Annotated in this window: 13 protein-coding genes and 1 other annotated feature; of the genes, 4 read left to right on the forward strand and 9 right to left on the reverse strand. The window is 35.3% G+C overall.

Features of this window, described 5'->3' with window-relative positions; genetic code table 11:
• Nucleotides 1-30 precede the first annotated feature (30 nt).
• From EKM64_RS06030 to EKM64_RS06060, 7 genes are all read right to left on the reverse strand, one after another.
• The gene (locus tag EKM64_RS06030) at nt 31-1,032 is read right to left on the reverse strand and encodes a rod shape-determining protein (RefSeq protein WP_125676624.1); all 1,002 of its coding nucleotides are present in this window, start codon (nt 1,030-1,032) and stop codon (nt 31-33) included.
• A 94-nt stretch (nt 1,033-1,126) separates the two neighbouring features.
• The gene (gene radC / locus EKM64_RS06035; RefSeq protein ID WP_125676626.1) at nt 1,127-1,762 is read right to left on the reverse strand and encodes a RadC family protein; all 636 of its coding nucleotides are present in this window, start codon (nt 1,760-1,762) and stop codon (nt 1,127-1,129) included.
• A gap of 11 nt (nt 1,763-1,773) precedes the next feature.
• Entirely contained in the window at nt 1,774-3,036 is a 1,263-nt protein-coding gene (locus EKM64_RS06040) for a bifunctional folylpolyglutamate synthase/dihydrofolate synthase (RefSeq protein WP_225420965.1), read from the reverse strand.
• A 130-nt stretch (nt 3,037-3,166) separates the two neighbouring features.
• Nucleotides 3,167-5,815, reverse strand: coding sequence for a valine--tRNA ligase (locus EKM64_RS06045; RefSeq protein WP_125676630.1), 2,649 nt, complete (start codon nt 5,813-5,815; stop codon nt 3,167-3,169).
• Nucleotides 5,816-5,851: 36 nt separating this feature from the next.
• Nucleotides 5,852-6,037 (reverse strand) — a binding site (T-box leader).
• 39 nt (nt 6,038-6,076) lie between these two features.
• Nucleotides 6,077-7,294 carry a tRNA uracil 4-sulfurtransferase ThiI gene (gene thiI / locus EKM64_RS06050; protein ID WP_125676632.1) on the reverse strand — a complete coding sequence of 406 codons (1,218 nt, stop codon included), beginning with the start codon at nt 7,292-7,294 and terminating at the stop codon, nt 6,077-6,079.
• Nucleotides 7,295-7,327: 33 nt separating this feature from the next.
• On the reverse strand, nt 7,328-8,473 hold the full coding sequence (locus EKM64_RS06055) for a cysteine desulfurase family protein (RefSeq protein WP_125676634.1): 1,146 nt from the start codon (nt 8,471-8,473) through the stop codon (nt 7,328-7,330).
• 74 nt (nt 8,474-8,547) lie between these two features.
• Nucleotides 8,548-10,236 carry a septation ring formation regulator EzrA gene (locus EKM64_RS06060; protein ID WP_125676636.1) on the reverse strand — a complete coding sequence of 563 codons (1,689 nt, stop codon included), beginning with the start codon at nt 10,234-10,236 and terminating at the stop codon, nt 8,548-8,550.
• A 310-nt stretch (nt 10,237-10,546) separates the two neighbouring features.
• Between EKM64_RS06060 and rpsD the strand changes: the two genes are divergently transcribed.
• Nucleotides 10,547-11,155 (forward strand): 30S ribosomal protein S4, encoded by a 609-nt coding sequence (rpsD, locus tag EKM64_RS06065; RefSeq protein WP_125676638.1) that lies wholly within the window; start codon nt 10,547-10,549, stop codon nt 11,153-11,155.
• 54 nt (nt 11,156-11,209) lie between these two features.
• On the opposite strand, the gene EKM64_RS06070 is transcribed toward rpsD, so the two are convergent.
• Nucleotides 11,210-11,812, reverse strand: coding sequence for a DUF1054 family protein (locus EKM64_RS06070; protein WP_125676640.1), 603 nt, complete (start codon nt 11,810-11,812; stop codon nt 11,210-11,212).
• Between the two features lie 51 nt (nt 11,813-11,863).
• Between EKM64_RS06070 and EKM64_RS06075 the strand changes: the two genes are divergently transcribed.
• From EKM64_RS06075 to EKM64_RS06085, 3 genes are all read left to right on the forward strand, one after another.
• Nucleotides 11,864-13,168, forward strand: a complete 1,305-nt coding sequence (locus EKM64_RS06075) for a replication-associated recombination protein A (RefSeq protein WP_125676642.1) — start codon at nt 11,864-11,866, stop codon at nt 13,166-13,168.
• The gene (locus EKM64_RS06080) at nt 13,158-13,439 is read left to right on the forward strand and encodes a hypothetical protein (protein ID WP_125676644.1); all 282 of its coding nucleotides are present in this window, start codon (nt 13,158-13,160) and stop codon (nt 13,437-13,439) included. Before EKM64_RS06075 ends, EKM64_RS06080 begins: the two co-directional genes overlap by 11 nt.
• Before the next feature lie 78 nt (nt 13,440-13,517).
• The gene (locus EKM64_RS06085; RefSeq protein WP_125676646.1) at nt 13,518-13,994 is read left to right on the forward strand and encodes a universal stress protein; all 477 of its coding nucleotides are present in this window, start codon (nt 13,518-13,520) and stop codon (nt 13,992-13,994) included.
• Between the two features lie 65 nt (nt 13,995-14,059).
• Here the strand turns inward: EKM64_RS06085 and EKM64_RS06090 are convergent, their stop codons facing one another.
• Entirely contained in the window at nt 14,060-14,923 is an 864-nt protein-coding gene (locus tag EKM64_RS06090; protein WP_125676648.1) for a helix-turn-helix domain-containing protein, read from the reverse strand.
• Between the last annotated feature and the right edge of the window lie 62 nt (nt 14,924-14,985).

The following is a 14,985-nucleotide window of genomic DNA, read 5'->3' on the forward strand; positions in this document are numbered from 1 at the left end:
GAACAAATAAAAAAAACGGGATTAACCCGCTTATTTTTGTCGACGCATTACATCGATATTTTTAAGAGACTCCCCAGTACCGATGGCTACACAATCTAGTGGGTCTTGAGCAATGAATACGGGTACTCCAGTTGCTTCAGAAATAACCTCTGGTAAATGATGTAATAAAGCACCACCACCAGTAAGTACGATACCATGATCAATTACATCTGCAGCAATTTCAGGAGAAGTTTCTTCAAGTGTTTCTTTAATAGTTTCAATGATTTCTTGAACATCTTCATGGATAGCTGTAGCAATGTCTTCACCGGTTAGTTGAATTGTCTTTGGAAGACCTGTAACTAAATCTCGACCGCGAATTTGCATTGATTCAATTTCTTTTGCCTTTTCGATTGAAGCAGAGCCAATTTGAATCTTAACGTCTTCAGCAGTTCTCTCACCAATTTGTAAGTTAAAGTTAGTCTTGATAAATGATGAAATAGATTCATCAAATTTATCACCGGCAACTCTAATTGAAAGTGATGAAACAATTCCGCCTAAAGAAATAGTAGCAACATCAGTAGTACCACCACCAATATCAACAACCATATTACCAGTAGGGTCCATAACGGGGAGACCGGCACCGATTGCCGCTGCAAATGGTTCTTCAATTACGTATGCTTCACGAGCCCCAGCATGTTGTGTTGCTTCAATAACAGCACGCTTTTCAACTTCAGTAACACCACTTGGAACACAAACCATGACTGATGGTTTTGAGTTGCCGGCTGTTTTTTCAATGAAATATTTCATCATAGCTGCAGTTGTATCATAGTCAGCAATAACTCCGTCACGCATAGGACGAATAGCTGAAATACTTCCGGGTGTACGACCAATCATTTCACGGGCATCGGAACCAACGGCAACGATTTCTCCAGTGTTGTTATTCTTTGCTACAACTGATGGTTCATTAAGGGCAATTCCCTTACCTTCTACATAGACAAGTGTATTCGCAGTCCCTAAGTCTATACCAAGTTTTTTTGATCCAATACCAAACAATTTATATTCTCTCCTTTAAAGTACACACCACATTTTACGCTAAACAAAATTATATCATATAAAAGGCCAATTTAAAGTAGCACCGTAACTTAAACTAAATTAAATTAGACGACTTCATACTGAGATATGAATTTCTAGTTATAATCAAATGATCAACTAGACCAATACCAATTAACTGGCAACATTCATATAATCTCAAGGAAAAATCTTGATCATTTTTCGATGGCTTTAAACTGCCACTTGGATGATTATGTGCGATTACTATCCGTCGAGCTGAAACACTTAATGCATCTCGTATAATATCCCGAGGATGGACAGTAGCCGAATCAATCGTACCAATAAACACGATTCTTTCCATAATAATATGATTACTATTATCTAGGTATACCGCAATTAATTTTTCTTGTGGTGAGCTTCCTATTTTTTTTATTAAATGTTTCCCCAATATCGATAATTTCATTATCCGATCGGGTAATTTATCAGCTTTTAATTTACGATCGCCTAATTCTAAAGCAGCTAATACCTTACAGGCTTGTGCAATGCCAATTCCTTTGTTTTTCATTAACTGATTTAAATTTAATTGAAGGTCTTCTGATTGTGACAAAATCCCTCTAGCTAGCTGAAGAGCATTTTGTCCTTTAATACCATTACCTAAAATCACAGCAATTAGTTCTTCGGTTTTTAAAGATTTGATTCCGTGACTTGAAATTTTTTCTCTTAATTTTATCATTGTAACCTAAATTACGAGAATAATTCCTCTAAATCGGAAACTAAGTAAAATGATCCGGTGACTAGTAAAATCTGCTGATCAGTCAAACCATTTTTCAATTTTTTTAACTCGCTTCGATAGTCTCGAACAAACTTTACATTATCATATGCCGAAAAGTCGTAATCAGTTACATCTGCCGAACGAGACATATCCAAGGTAGTTACATAAACTTGTTGTACATTTCTTGATAAATAATTCAAAATATCTTTTCGATCTTTGTCACGCATACCAGCATACACTACAATTATATCTTTATTTGACCAATTTGATATTAAAGAATTGATTAAATTGTGAATTGCTGAAAAATTATGCGATCCATCAAGGATCATCAGCGGATTATTTTGAACAATTTGCATTCTTCCTAAAATCAAATGTGTTTCAGAACTACTTTTAAGCAACTGAAGATCAATTTTTTCATGATGAATAGTCTGATAAATTATAAAAGACCGAATGGCAATGGCAATATTCATTGCCGTTGTTTTCTCAAATCCTCGACATTTGATCTTTTTTATAGTTGTTTTTTCATCCAAATAATTAAATCGACTAATACTTTCATCCACTGTAAATCCATCAATTTTGAAATTATGACCAAATTCAGACAGTAAACTGCCCTGTGATTTCGCTTTTTCTACTATAATATTGCGAATCTCTGGTTGCAAATATCCAGTTACGATCGGTTTATCTTTTTTGATTATCCCAGATTTTTCTTTGGCAATATCTTGAATCGTTGGTCCAATGATCTGTTCGTGGTCCAAATCGATCGACGTAATAATTGAAAGATCAGGTACGATCACATTAGTTTTGTCATGCTCTGCTCCAATGCCAACTTCAATAATAGCAACATCAACTTTCTTTTGAAAGTAGGTGAAGCCTAAAATAGTCACAAATTCAAATTCAGTTAAATCAATCGCATCAGTTACCTCTCGAACACGAGACACTAACTCAACTAATTCATCATCACTGATCATTTGATGATTTATTTGAATTCTCTCATTAAATTTAGTAATAAAAGGAGAAGTAAACATCCCCACGCGTTTTCCCGTTGCTTCTAAAAGATTTACTAAATAATTACAAGTACTTCCTTTGCCATTAGTTCCAGTCACATGAATAGTTGAATAACTATTTTGCGGATCACCCAGCTGTTTTAGTGCTTGTTTAATATTTTTTAGACTGTCTGTTCGATGAAATTTAGAAAAGGTATGGATATAGTCGATGGTTTCTTGATAATTTAACACGAGATAACTCCCCCTAATATAATGAAAAAGTCGTTATTTGCTTAAAGGCAAACAACGACTTTTTTGTAGTCAAATAGAGATCGACCGCAAACTAACAATTCGTCAATTTGTCACATTCCCCATTATAAAACTATTTATTAGCTTTTAGTTGATCAATTCTTTGACTGATCTTGGCCTGACGTGATTGATAGTCAGCCAATTTTTCTTTTTGTTCATCAACAACCTTTTCAGGTGCTTTCTTAACAAAATTATCATTTGAAAGTTTCTTATTCAGACGGTTAATTTCTTTATCCATTTTTGACATTTCTTCTTCTTGACGAGCAATTTCTTCATCAAGATCAATCAATTCTGCTAGTGGAATATAAATTTCTGTTCCATTTGTAACAGCAGTCATAGCCAAAGCTGGAGCCTCAAGATTTGTGTCGATCTGCAATTCTTTAGGGTGTGCAAAGCGATCAACATAGTCCTTATTATTTAGAATAACTTCTTTAACGGCTTCATCCTGAGGTTTGATCAAAATATCGATAGCCTTCGAAAGTGGTGCATTAGCTTCAAGACGGATCTTTCTGACTGATTTTATCAGGTCGATCAAAACATCCATGTCATCCATGGCTTCTTCATTCTTAAACTCATCATGGTTTTCTGGATAAGCTGACAATGAAATAGACTTACCATTATGTGGCATTGATAGCCAGATCTTTTCAGTAACAAATGGCATGATTGGATGCATTAACTTCAAAATTTTGTCCAAAACATAAGTTAAGAGCATTCTCTTTTGATCTTTGGCATCCCCATCTTCGCCAGTTAATGTAGCCTTACTCATTTCAATATACCAATCGCAAAAGTCATTCCAGATAAAGTTATATAGATTACGTCCAACTTCACCAAATTCAAATTTATCCATTAAACGGTTAACTTCATTAACTGTTTGATTCAATTTAGCTAAGATCCACTTATCTGAAAGATCATAGTTAGTTACTTTAGATAAATCATCCATTGCTGGTGTATTTTCGTCAAGATTCATAATAACAAAACGACTGGCATTCCAGATCTTATTGATAAAGTTCCAGGCCGAATCCATTTTGTCATAGCTAAATCGTGTATCTTGTCCAGGTGTTGAACCATTCATCAAGAACCACCGTAAAGCGTCAGCCCCATACTTTTCGATAACATCCATTGGATCAATACCATTACCAAGAGACTTGCTCATCTTGCGTCCTTGTTCATCACGGATCAAACCATGAATAACAACATGTTCAAAAGGACGTTTCTCAGTAAATTTCAAACTAGTAAAGATCATTCTTGAAACCCAGAAGAAAATGATATCGTAACCTGTAACTAATGTATCAGTTGGGAAATAGCGCTTATAATCATCACTATCTGTATCTGGCCAACCCATAGTTGAGAATGGCCATAGAGCACTTGAGAACCATGTATCAAGAACATCACTCTCTTGAGTCCAGTTTTCAATATCTTTGGGTGCTTCTTCACCAACATACATCTTACCTGTTTCATTATTATACCAAGCAGGAATTTGATGTCCCCACCATAATTGTCTAGAAATTACCCAATCATGAACGTTGTCCATCCATTGTGTGAAGGTATCTTCAAAACGATCAGGAACAAAGTTTACTTTAGAATCAGTCTTTTGATTCTTCAAAGCCATCTCTGCCAATGGTTTCATCTTAACAAACCATTGTGTTGATAGACGTGGTTCTACTTGCACACCAGAACGTTCTGAATGTCCAACACTGTGAACAATTGGTTCGATATTTAGCATGTAACCTTGATCTTGTAAGTCTTTAACCATAGCTTTACGAGCCTCAAAACGATCCATACCTTTATATTTACCGGCATTTTCGTTCATTGTTCCATCAGCATTCATAGTATTGATTCTTTCAAGATCATGACGATTACCGACAGCAAAATCATTAGGGTCATGGGCTGGTGTGATCTTAACCATACCAGTACCAAATTCCTTATCAACATAGTGATCAGTAATAATCGGTGCCTTACGGTCAACTAATGGCACAATAACTTCTTTACCAACAATATCAGTATAGCGTTCGTCACTTGGGTTAACAGCAATAGCAACATCACCAAACATTGTTTCAGGACGCGTTGTAGCGATTTCAATATAACCAGAACCATCGGCATATGGATACTTAACATGATAGAAAGCGCCTTGGTCATCCTTATGGATAACTTCAATATCTGACAAAGCTGTTTGTAGTTGTGGATCCCAATTGATAATGTACTCGCCACGATAGATCAAGCCTTCATTATATAGTTTAACGAAAACCTTACGTACAGCCTTTGATAATCCTTCATCAAGAGTGAAACGTTCACGATCATAATCGAGTGATAGACCTAACTTGCCCCATTGTGACTTGATAATTGAAGCAAATTCATCTTTCCATTTCCAAACTTCGTCAACAAATTTTTCACGTCCAAGATCATATCTGGAAATACCTTGTTCACGCAATTTAGCTTCAACTTTAGCCTGAGTAGCAATTCCGGCATGATCCATACCCGGAAGATACAAAGTATCGTAACCCTGCATACGTTTGTAACGGATCAAAGTATCTTGAATTGTTGTATCCCAAGCGTGTCCTAAATGTAATTTACCAGTAACATTGGGTGGTGGGATAACGATTGAATAAGGCTTAGCCTTCTTATCACCTGAAGGTTTGAAGTCACCTTCGTTAAGCCATGTTTGATAACGACCCTCTTCGACTTCTCTGGGATTATATTTAGTATCCATATCGATTTCTCTCATAAAAATTCCTCCATAAAATAAAAAAGCACCCGTCCTGAATAGGACGAATGCTCGCGGTACCACCTAAATTAAGAGTCATAGACTCTTCTCTCAACAGATAACGGTGGCCCGATCATTTTTGATAGCTCACAGGTAACAACTAATAAACTTGAATAAGTACTTTTCAGCTAATGTACTCTCTCTAAAATCTTATTTATTAATACTCCTGATCAAAGCTGTTGAATATGATGATAAAACAATATTTTAAAAACGTCAATTGCTTTAAAGCAAGCTATTGATATTTTCTTGATTACTTTGCATAAAGTGATCGCCATGTTCGATCGTTGTAATTTTAACTCCGGCAAGTGATTTCTCGATTAAACCGTCAATATCTAAACCACTTTCAAATTTACGTGTTTTCTCAACATTAGGTCTTGTTTTAGGACTTGGTGGAGCAAAGACTGTACAACAGTCCTCAAATGGTTGAATTGAAAGATTAAACGTATCTATTTTTTCAGCAATACTAATAATCTCAGTTTTATCCATTGTAGCTACAGGGCGCAAAATTGGTGTTGTCGTAACGTCATTAATTGCAAGCATACTTTCCAAAGTTTGTGAGGCAACTTGTCCAACTGCTTCACCATTAAAGATAGCTAAGGCATTTTCTTTTTCACGCAATAAATCAGTTAATCTAAGCATGAAACGACGTTGGATCGTCATCAAATATCCTTCTGGCACAGAAGACTTGATTGTTTCCTGAATTTCAGCAAATGGTACTTCGATAAATTTAATATTGCCACCAAAGGCTGTTAATTTACTAGTCAATTCCTTGGCCTTATTTAAAGCCTGTTCTGATGTATATGGAGGACTGAAGAAATGAACCATTTCAATGTCAACCCCACGTTTTAGAGCAAAGTAACCAGCAACAGGCGAATCGATACCACCTGAAAGCATCAACATAGCTTTTCCGGCAGTTCCAACTGGCAAACCACCAGCACCTTTGATAGTTAAATATGAAAGATAAATACCATCTTGTCGAACTTCAACTGATATTTTAATATCTGGACGCTTCATTTCAACGTCAATACCTGGAAACTCATCACAAATAGCATCCCCAAGTTGAAGGTTGACTTGATTGGTATCCAAATAATAAGTGTGATCAGAACGCTTAGTGCCGACCTTAAAACTCATGCCTGGTTTGTAAGCTTCATGCATCATTTCGATTGCTTTTTTCTTAACGTCTTCAAAATCTTTTGAAACTTCAACGCTCAATGAAAAAGTTTGAATACCAAAAACGTTCTTTAGCTTTTCCATAACTGGCTTAGCATCAACACCATTTAATTCAATATGTAAGCGATCACGATGTGGTCTCATTCTTAAATCAGGGTAATTCTTTAAAACTCTGGCTACATTACCGTGTAAACGGTCAATGAAACTTTTACGGTTCTTACCCTTTGTCGAAAGTTCGCCATAACGAACCATAATTTCAGTATATTCCATTAAATTCTCCTAGTTTTTTTGATTCTTTGATACTTAATTCAAAATTTGAAAATGCTCATGAATTTGATCCAAATTAGTGATAAATTCTTTCATTTCAGCTTCTGTATTGTTCTCATCCAAACTGACACGAACAGCACTCGTGGCAACCTTTTCGGGTGTACTCATAGCCTTTAAGGTACTGGACTCCAGACCTTTCTTTGACGAACAAGCACTTGTCGTGGAAATATAGATATCACGATCTTCAAAAGTATGAACGACTGTTTCACCACGAACACCATCAATCGTAAAACAAATGATATGTGGAGCAAAATCGTCAGTTAATTTTGAGAATACATGCGTATTAGGAAGACTTTGGATATGTTCGATCAATTCAGTCTTCAATTTTAACATTTTTTCAGCCTTTTTTGCCTCATCATCTTTTAGCAGACGTAAAGCTTTGGCCATGGCAGCGATAGCTGGCGTATTTTCAGTACCACTTCTGAGGTTTTTCTCTTGACCACCACCAGCCATAAGTGGTTCTAATTGTTTACCAGATTTCATGTAGATAAATCCGATACCACGTGGTGCATGGAATTTATGACCGGAGAATGTATAAAAATCTACACGTGGATCAATAAATTTATCGTCAATATTTTTACCGATAGCTTGTGTACCATCAACATGATAACTGATATTAGGATAATCATCCAAAACACGAGCCATTTCATGGATCGGTTGAACTGAACCAATTTCATTATTCACTGCCATAGTAGAAACAAGAATCGTATCATCTCTAATAGCATTTTTTAAGTCTTTGGCACTGACATGACCAGTTTTATTGACCGGCAAATATGTTACGTCATACCCAAGTTCTTCAAGTTGATGCATCGAATTCATTACTGAAGGATGCTCAATTGACGTTGTAATAATATGTTTCCCAAATTCACGTTTCTTAAAGGCTGTTCCTTTGATGATCCAGTTATTACCTTCTGTACCACCGCTAGTGAAAACCACCTCATAAGGTTTAAAACCCATTAGTTGAGCAATTTGCTTACGAGAAGTTTCCAACAGTTCATAAGCTTTCAAACCTAATTTATGCAAACTTGATGGATTACCAAAGTAATTCAAACTAGCCGCGTTGTATGTTTGAAGAACTGATTCTTCAATTTTTGTTGTTGCACTATTATCAAAATAAATCATATTTTTTCCCACCAAAACAAAAAGGCCCGCAGGCCCATATTTTTATCTCTTATACGATACATCAAAACAATTAATTATGCATTAATTGTCTCTCTAATTCTTTCGACTGAACCTGGTTCAACTCGTTCTAGTTCTTCGCTAATGATATCAACTGACTTATTATAATCGTAATCATTATCAAAGGCAGCTCGAGAACGTTCTAATTGATCTTTTAATTCCTCATCACTACTTGCATATCTATTAGCATATTGGATCAGTTTTTCAGCTAAACTAACTTGTTGCTTTAATTCGGTAGTTTTTTGAACTAAATTCTCTAAATCTTCCTGAGCAACGATTACTTGCTTACTAATATCTTCCATATTAATCTGTTCTGAATTCAACTCATCATACAATTTATTGATTTCATCATAAACCATATAAAAATAGTCCAAATAGTAATCTGGTAATCCATTCAATCTGAGTTGTTCCACAATTTTCTTTTGAATCTCTAATCGTTTAGCATATTGATCGACACTGTCAACAGCAATTTTTTCGCTAGAAACCATTTGATTGAGACTGTCATTGATCGTTTTTTCTTCTTCTTCAATATGATCAAGCTTGTCAATTATATCTTTAAAGGTCACTTCAGCCTTTGAGTAGATAACTTTTTTATCGGCAATATCTTGAACATCCTGATCATAGCCTTCACGTAAACTAGTCAAAGACTTTTTATTATCTTCCACGGAAGTTTTATCACTCTTTTTAAGAACATAATGTTCTTCAAGTTCTTGCATGCGATGTTCTAATTTGTTGTGTTGATAATTAGAATGGTTAATATAATCTAAAACCGGTTTTTGCTGTTTAAGGACACTCTGCTTAGATTCTACTTCAATCGAAAGAACATCATAAAGATTTTCGATTTCAGACTTAATAGTATCATTTAAACTACTTGTTTCATCGAAGTTTAATTCACCTAAGGCGTTGTCAGATTTGATCATGTTCTCTTGGACGCCGTTAATTAATTCAGCAATGTTATCACCAAATTGAAATTGTTGATTCAATAGTTTTTGATATACATCATTGATCTCTTCAACTTGTCCAGGAAAAACTTCATTTAAATCATGATACAATGGCTCAATAACCTTAAGTTGATCAGTGATCAAGGCAATTTTAACTCTTGCGTCATCCAAATACTGACTTGCTTCCAAATGATCACCAACTTTAGTAGAAGATTCTTCGTCATCTAGTAAAGTAGCAACTTCAGAAAGTTCATCCTCAAGATTGTCAGCAGCGGATCCATAATCAAATGACTGCGTAAGGACCTTTTTACGTAATAGCTGATATGCCTTATGCAACTCATCACGTCGTAATGAATTTTGTTCATCACTATTTGATAAGTTATCTAATGAAGTTTCTAGATTTGAAAATTTTGCTTCCACATCAGAAATTTCAGTCCCAATAGTCTTTAATAACTTGCTAGCTCCGAAAATTTTGAATTGTGTATTCCGGTATTCAGCTTTACGCATATCAGCTGAAATATTGGGAACTACTTCTTTCAGTTGCTTTTGATATTCCTCTTTTACACTGACAAAGCGTTCACTACTGGAACCAGTTAAATTCATATCTTCAATTTTTTTGATTTTATCTTTGAAACGATCTTCCATTAAAACGGTCATATTATCCTTAAAGCCGTTTAATACACCGGCGTTCTTTTTTTGTAAGAACCACATGTACCATAGGAAAATCAGCACCAATAAGATAATTATAATAATAATTATAGACACATTTACACCCCTAATGATGTTACTTAACATTCATACACAAAATTATAACAAACATTTATGCCACTATTACGTATGACAAGGATTCATAATAAAGTTTTAAAGATTTACTTTGACATTGGTTATTTTTCAAGTTACACTAGTCTTCGTGTAAAATATGCAGCAAAGAGTGGCAAGAACGTCAACAGTTAAAGGCTTTTAGTTTGATTAGTAACCTGCGTGCTGCACAGGGCGAAAGTTATAGCAATAACTGCACGAATGCTAAACTCTTGTTAATTATTTTACTCCATTACAAATTTGGAGGAATTTATTTATGTCTAGATATACAGGACCTCGTTGGAAATTATCCCGTAGATTGGGAATTTCCCTATCAGGATCAGGAAAAGAAATTGCACGTCGTAACTATGCTCCTGGTCAACATGGACCAAATAGTCGTCGTAAGATCTCAGAATACGGCCAACAATTAACAGAAAAGCAAAAATTACGTTTCATGTATGACGTTAACGAACGTCAATTCCGTAATCTTTTCTTACGCGCTGGTAAGCTTGAAGGTATCCACGGTGTTAACTTAATGATCCTTCTTGAAACAAGACTTGACAACGTTGTTTACAGATTAGGTTTAGCAAGTTCACGTCCACAAGCTCGTCAACTTGTAAACCATGGTCACATCACCGTTGATGGCAAACGTGTTGATATTCCATCATACGAAGTTAAAATTGGTCAAAAGATCAGCCTTCGTGAAAAGTCAAAAGACTTGGCTATCGTTAAAGAAAACCTTACAAATGTTGTTGGACGCCCTGGCTTTGTTAGCTTCGACGACAACACATTGACAGGTTCTCTAGTACGTAACCCAGAACGTGACGAACTAGAACCAAATGTTGATGAATCACTAATTGTTGAATACTACAACCAAATTCTTTAATATTTGTAATCAAACATCCACTTGTTGGGTGTTTTTTTTATAGAAAAAAGCCGCCTAATTGGCGACTTTTTGGTTTATTTCAACCATTAGATCACTCAACTTCATAAATTTATCGAATAATAATTTATCAAAGTCTCCTGATTCAACTATTTTGGAATCCTTTTTTAGAACAAAGCCAATTACAAAATCACTTGATTTAACTGACATATATTTCTTAACCGATTTAGCATATGATTCTTTAGCTGGAAGTAACTCAGGTTGAGTATGATCATTGGCTACTCCCCAACCTTCTTGAATGACCCTAAAACTTAGTTCTTGTATAAGTGGATAGTATTCAGATCTCTTATTTATATCAGCCAGTAAACTAAATGTTACAAAATATCGATCCGGCCACAAGCCCAATTCAACATGTGGTGTCTTCTTGTAACCACGTTTATTTTGATTGATGGCCAACCAAGTATCTGGAGGCGGATTTTTAGTCCGTCTTTGATGCTTAGCTATTTTCATATAAAATTTAGCCTGATATTTATCCTCCAATGCATTCATTAATTGATCTCCAATTTTTTGAAACTTGGGATCAAGACATTGTCGGATCAAATTCAGACGACCGGATAAAGTATTGTCACTGAAAACTTCAAAATCATTTTTCTTAAACATCATATTCTTCCTTTGTTGTAGAATATACATATTGATTATATAGGAGGTATTATGCAAAAACCACTAGCATATCGAATGCGACCGACTAATATTGATGAAATTGTCGGCCAACAACATCTAGTTGGTCCTAACAAGATAATCCGTAGAATGGTTGAAGCTAAAATGCTGTCATCAATGATTCTCTATGGACCACCTGGTATTGGTAAAACAAGTATTGCCAGTGCCGTCGCTGGAAGTACCAAATACGCTTTTAGAAAACTTAATGCCGCTACTGACAGCAAAAAGGATTTGCAGATCGTTGCCGAAGAAGCAAAAATGAGTGGCACAGTTGTATTGCTTTTAGATGAGATCCATCGACTTGACAAAACTAAACAAGATTTCCTACTACCATTATTAGAAAGTGGATCAATCATTTTAATTGGTGCCACGACTGAAAATCCATACATCAATATAAGCCCTGCCATTCGTTCTAGAGTCCAAATATTCGAACTCCATCCATTATCAGTCAATGACCTTAAAAAGGCCGTAGAGCGTGCACTACATGACAATGAGAACGGTTTGGGCAAATACAATGTTAAAATTGATGAACTGGCATTAAATACTTTGGTAGAATCCACCACTGGAGATCTAAGAAGTATTTTAAATGGTTTAGAATTATCAGTCCTTTCAACTAAGAAAGATGATCAAGGTGGAATTCATATCGAATTACATGACATTGAAGAATCAATCCAGAAAAAGGCTATCTCAGCCGATAAAGATGGTGATAGTCATTACGATGTAATCTCTGCCTTTCAAAAGTCAATTCGTGGTAGTGATCCTAATGCCGCCCTACACTATTTGGCAAGATTACTTGAGGCCGGTGAATTAACTACTGCCATCAGGCGATTATTAGTTTGTGCATACGAGGACATTGGCCTCGCTAACCCTCAAGCGTGCTCACGTGCTGTACAGGCTGCGCAAGTGGCACAAATGGTTGGATTACCTGAAGCTAGGATACCGCTGGCTAACGCCGTGATCGACCTGTGTCTATGTCCTAAATCTAATTCAGCCATGACTGCAATCGATTCGGCTATGGAAGATGTCAGATCTGGAAAAGCCAATTCGATTCCTGATGACTTAAAAGATGCACATTATAGTGGTGCTAAAAAACTCGGTCATGGTGTAGGATATAAATATCCTCATAATTATCCAAATGATTGGGTGAAACAACAATACCTTCCTAACAATTTAGTCAATTCAACTTATTATGAACCTAAAAACACTGGTAAGTATGAACAAGCATTAAATATGCGTTTGGATCAATTAAATGATTGGAAGAAAAAAACAAATTGGAGTAATACAGAACATGGTAATTAAGATTCTAATGGCACTATTTATTTTATTTTTACTAGCTCTTTCCTACAACCTATGGTATCACAGCGATAAAAAATTCTTGATATATTCACCTGATGAAAACGCTACATTGAAATCAGCAATGCGAATTACATCGGCTATTTTGGTTGTCATATCTGTTGTAGGCGTTATCATACTACTAGTAGGCGGTGAAAAAGCAAACTTCATTACTCTACTTTTGGGAAGTTTAACAGCGGCCATCTTTTCAATTTATTTAGCAAATATCAACAGATAGCTGTATTTATTTTTCATAATAAACTAAAATATAGATATAGGTATAATATTTATACCAATACAATAACGGGGTGATATTATGTTACAACAATACAAAAACATTCTCGTACCAATCGATGGATCATTTGAAGCTGAATTGGCTTTCAAAAAGGCTGTCGAAGTTGCCAAAAGAAATAAAGCTGCTGTACATTTGCTACACGTAATTGATACACGTGCCTTCCAAAATGTTTCCAGCTTTGATTCAACAATGGTTGAACAAATTACAGAAAAGGCTAAAGAAACTGTTAAGGGTTATGTTAAGACAGCTAAAGATGCTGGTTTAACAGAAATTGACTACAGCATCGAGTATGGCGCCCCCAAAGCAATCATTGCCAACGACTTCCCTAAGAAATTAGGAATCGATTTAGTTATGATTGGAGCAACGGGTTTAAACGCAATGGAAAGATTATTAATCGGTTCAGTTACAGAATATGTAACGAGAACGGCTGCATGTGATGTGCTAGTTGTTAGAACTGACTTAGACAATAATCCACTAAAGAGTCCTAAGAAAAAATAATTCATCATATAAAAAAAGTGAGCCGGATTTTTAATCCAGCTCACTTTTTTATTTGAAATTAATAATTAATTTTTAAAGATGTTTAGGTTCATATCCTTGATCTTTGCCTTTAACTTATCAAAGATATTTTTATTATCAATAATACTGGAGATCACATAGGCCTTAATGTAATCTTCATCAGCTTTTTTGCCTTCACGTGTACCCGCTTCAGCTAAAGAACAGTACATTGCATCTAGTTTGAACAAAGATTGTTCTTTTCTAGCAATGTAGATACCTTCACTAGCATACTCTGCTGCTTTCTCACTATCACCCAGATTTAGAGAAAGTTCAGACATATTAGCGTAAATAGAAATACTATCGTGATAGTTTTCATCGCTAATCTTTTCTACACTAGCTTTGATCAATTCCTTAGCTTGTTCGAAGTATACCTTGGCCTCATCAGTTGATTTCTTGTTGACGTAAGCCTTTGCGGTGTAGATATCTATCAAGATATCATACATGTCAACGTTTGCAATATTAACATTCATCGCACGATTGAAATCAAATATGGCCTTATCATAATTTCCACTCAACTCGTATTCTACCAAGCCGTTGAAAAAGTGAATCAATTTGATTTCTTGCTTATTATTGATATTAATATTACTCAACTTACTTAGTTTATCATCAATCGCTTGATAATCGTCAAAGTAAAATGACTTTTTAATATCACTGATGATCGAATAGATTTGACTATCGTCATTGACGATTACAAGGTTCATTGTGATACCCAGTCTTTCACAAATACGAACCAATATTTCCATACTTGGAATCTTATCTTTTTTCTCGATCAAACTTACTGTTGCCTGTGTGCATATGCCATCGGCCAGCTCAGATTGAGAAATACCTCTGAGCTTTCTATAGTGGCGAATCTTTTCACCTAATATTTTCATTTTAAACTACCCCATTCATTTATTAATTTCAGGATAATTTAAACAGTTCTGAAAAAAAGTTG

Origin of the sequence: Companilactobacillus keshanensis, assembly GCF_003946205.1 — a bacterium.
Classification (GTDB): Bacteria; Bacillota; Bacilli; order Lactobacillales; family Lactobacillaceae; genus Companilactobacillus; species Companilactobacillus keshanensis.

What these genes read in the sequence shown, in the direction of transcription:
- radC (WP_125676626.1), bottom strand. Translation starts at nt 1,762, where the DNA reads ATGATAAAATTAAGAGAAAAAATTTCAAGTCACGGAATCAAATCTTTA.
- EKM64_RS06045 (WP_125676630.1), bottom strand. Translation starts at nt 5,815, where the DNA reads ATGAGAGAAATCGATATGGATACTAAATATAATCCCAGAGAAGTCGAA.
- thiI (WP_125676632.1), bottom strand. Translation starts at nt 7,294, where the DNA reads ATGGAATATACTGAAATTATGGTTCGTTATGGCGAACTTTCGACAAAG.
- EKM64_RS06055 (WP_125676634.1), bottom strand. Translation starts at nt 8,473, where the DNA reads ATGATTTATTTTGATAATAGTGCAACAACAAAAATTGAAGAATCAGTT.
- rpsD (WP_125676638.1), top strand. Translation starts at nt 10,547, where the DNA reads ATGTCTAGATATACAGGACCTCGTTGGAAATTATCCCGTAGATTGGGA.
- EKM64_RS06070 (WP_125676640.1), bottom strand. Translation starts at nt 11,812, where the DNA reads ATGTTTAAGAAAAATGATTTTGAAGTTTTCAGTGACAATACTTTATCC.
- EKM64_RS06075 (WP_125676642.1), top strand. Translation starts at nt 11,864, where the DNA reads ATGCAAAAACCACTAGCATATCGAATGCGACCGACTAATATTGATGAA.
- EKM64_RS06080 (WP_125676644.1), top strand. Translation starts at nt 13,158, where the DNA reads ATGGTAATTAAGATTCTAATGGCACTATTTATTTTATTTTTACTAGCT.
- EKM64_RS06085 (WP_125676646.1), top strand. Translation starts at nt 13,518, where the DNA reads ATGTTACAACAATACAAAAACATTCTCGTACCAATCGATGGATCATTT.
- EKM64_RS06090 (WP_125676648.1), bottom strand. Translation starts at nt 14,923, where the DNA reads ATGAAAATATTAGGTGAAAAGATTCGCCACTATAGAAAGCTCAGAGGT.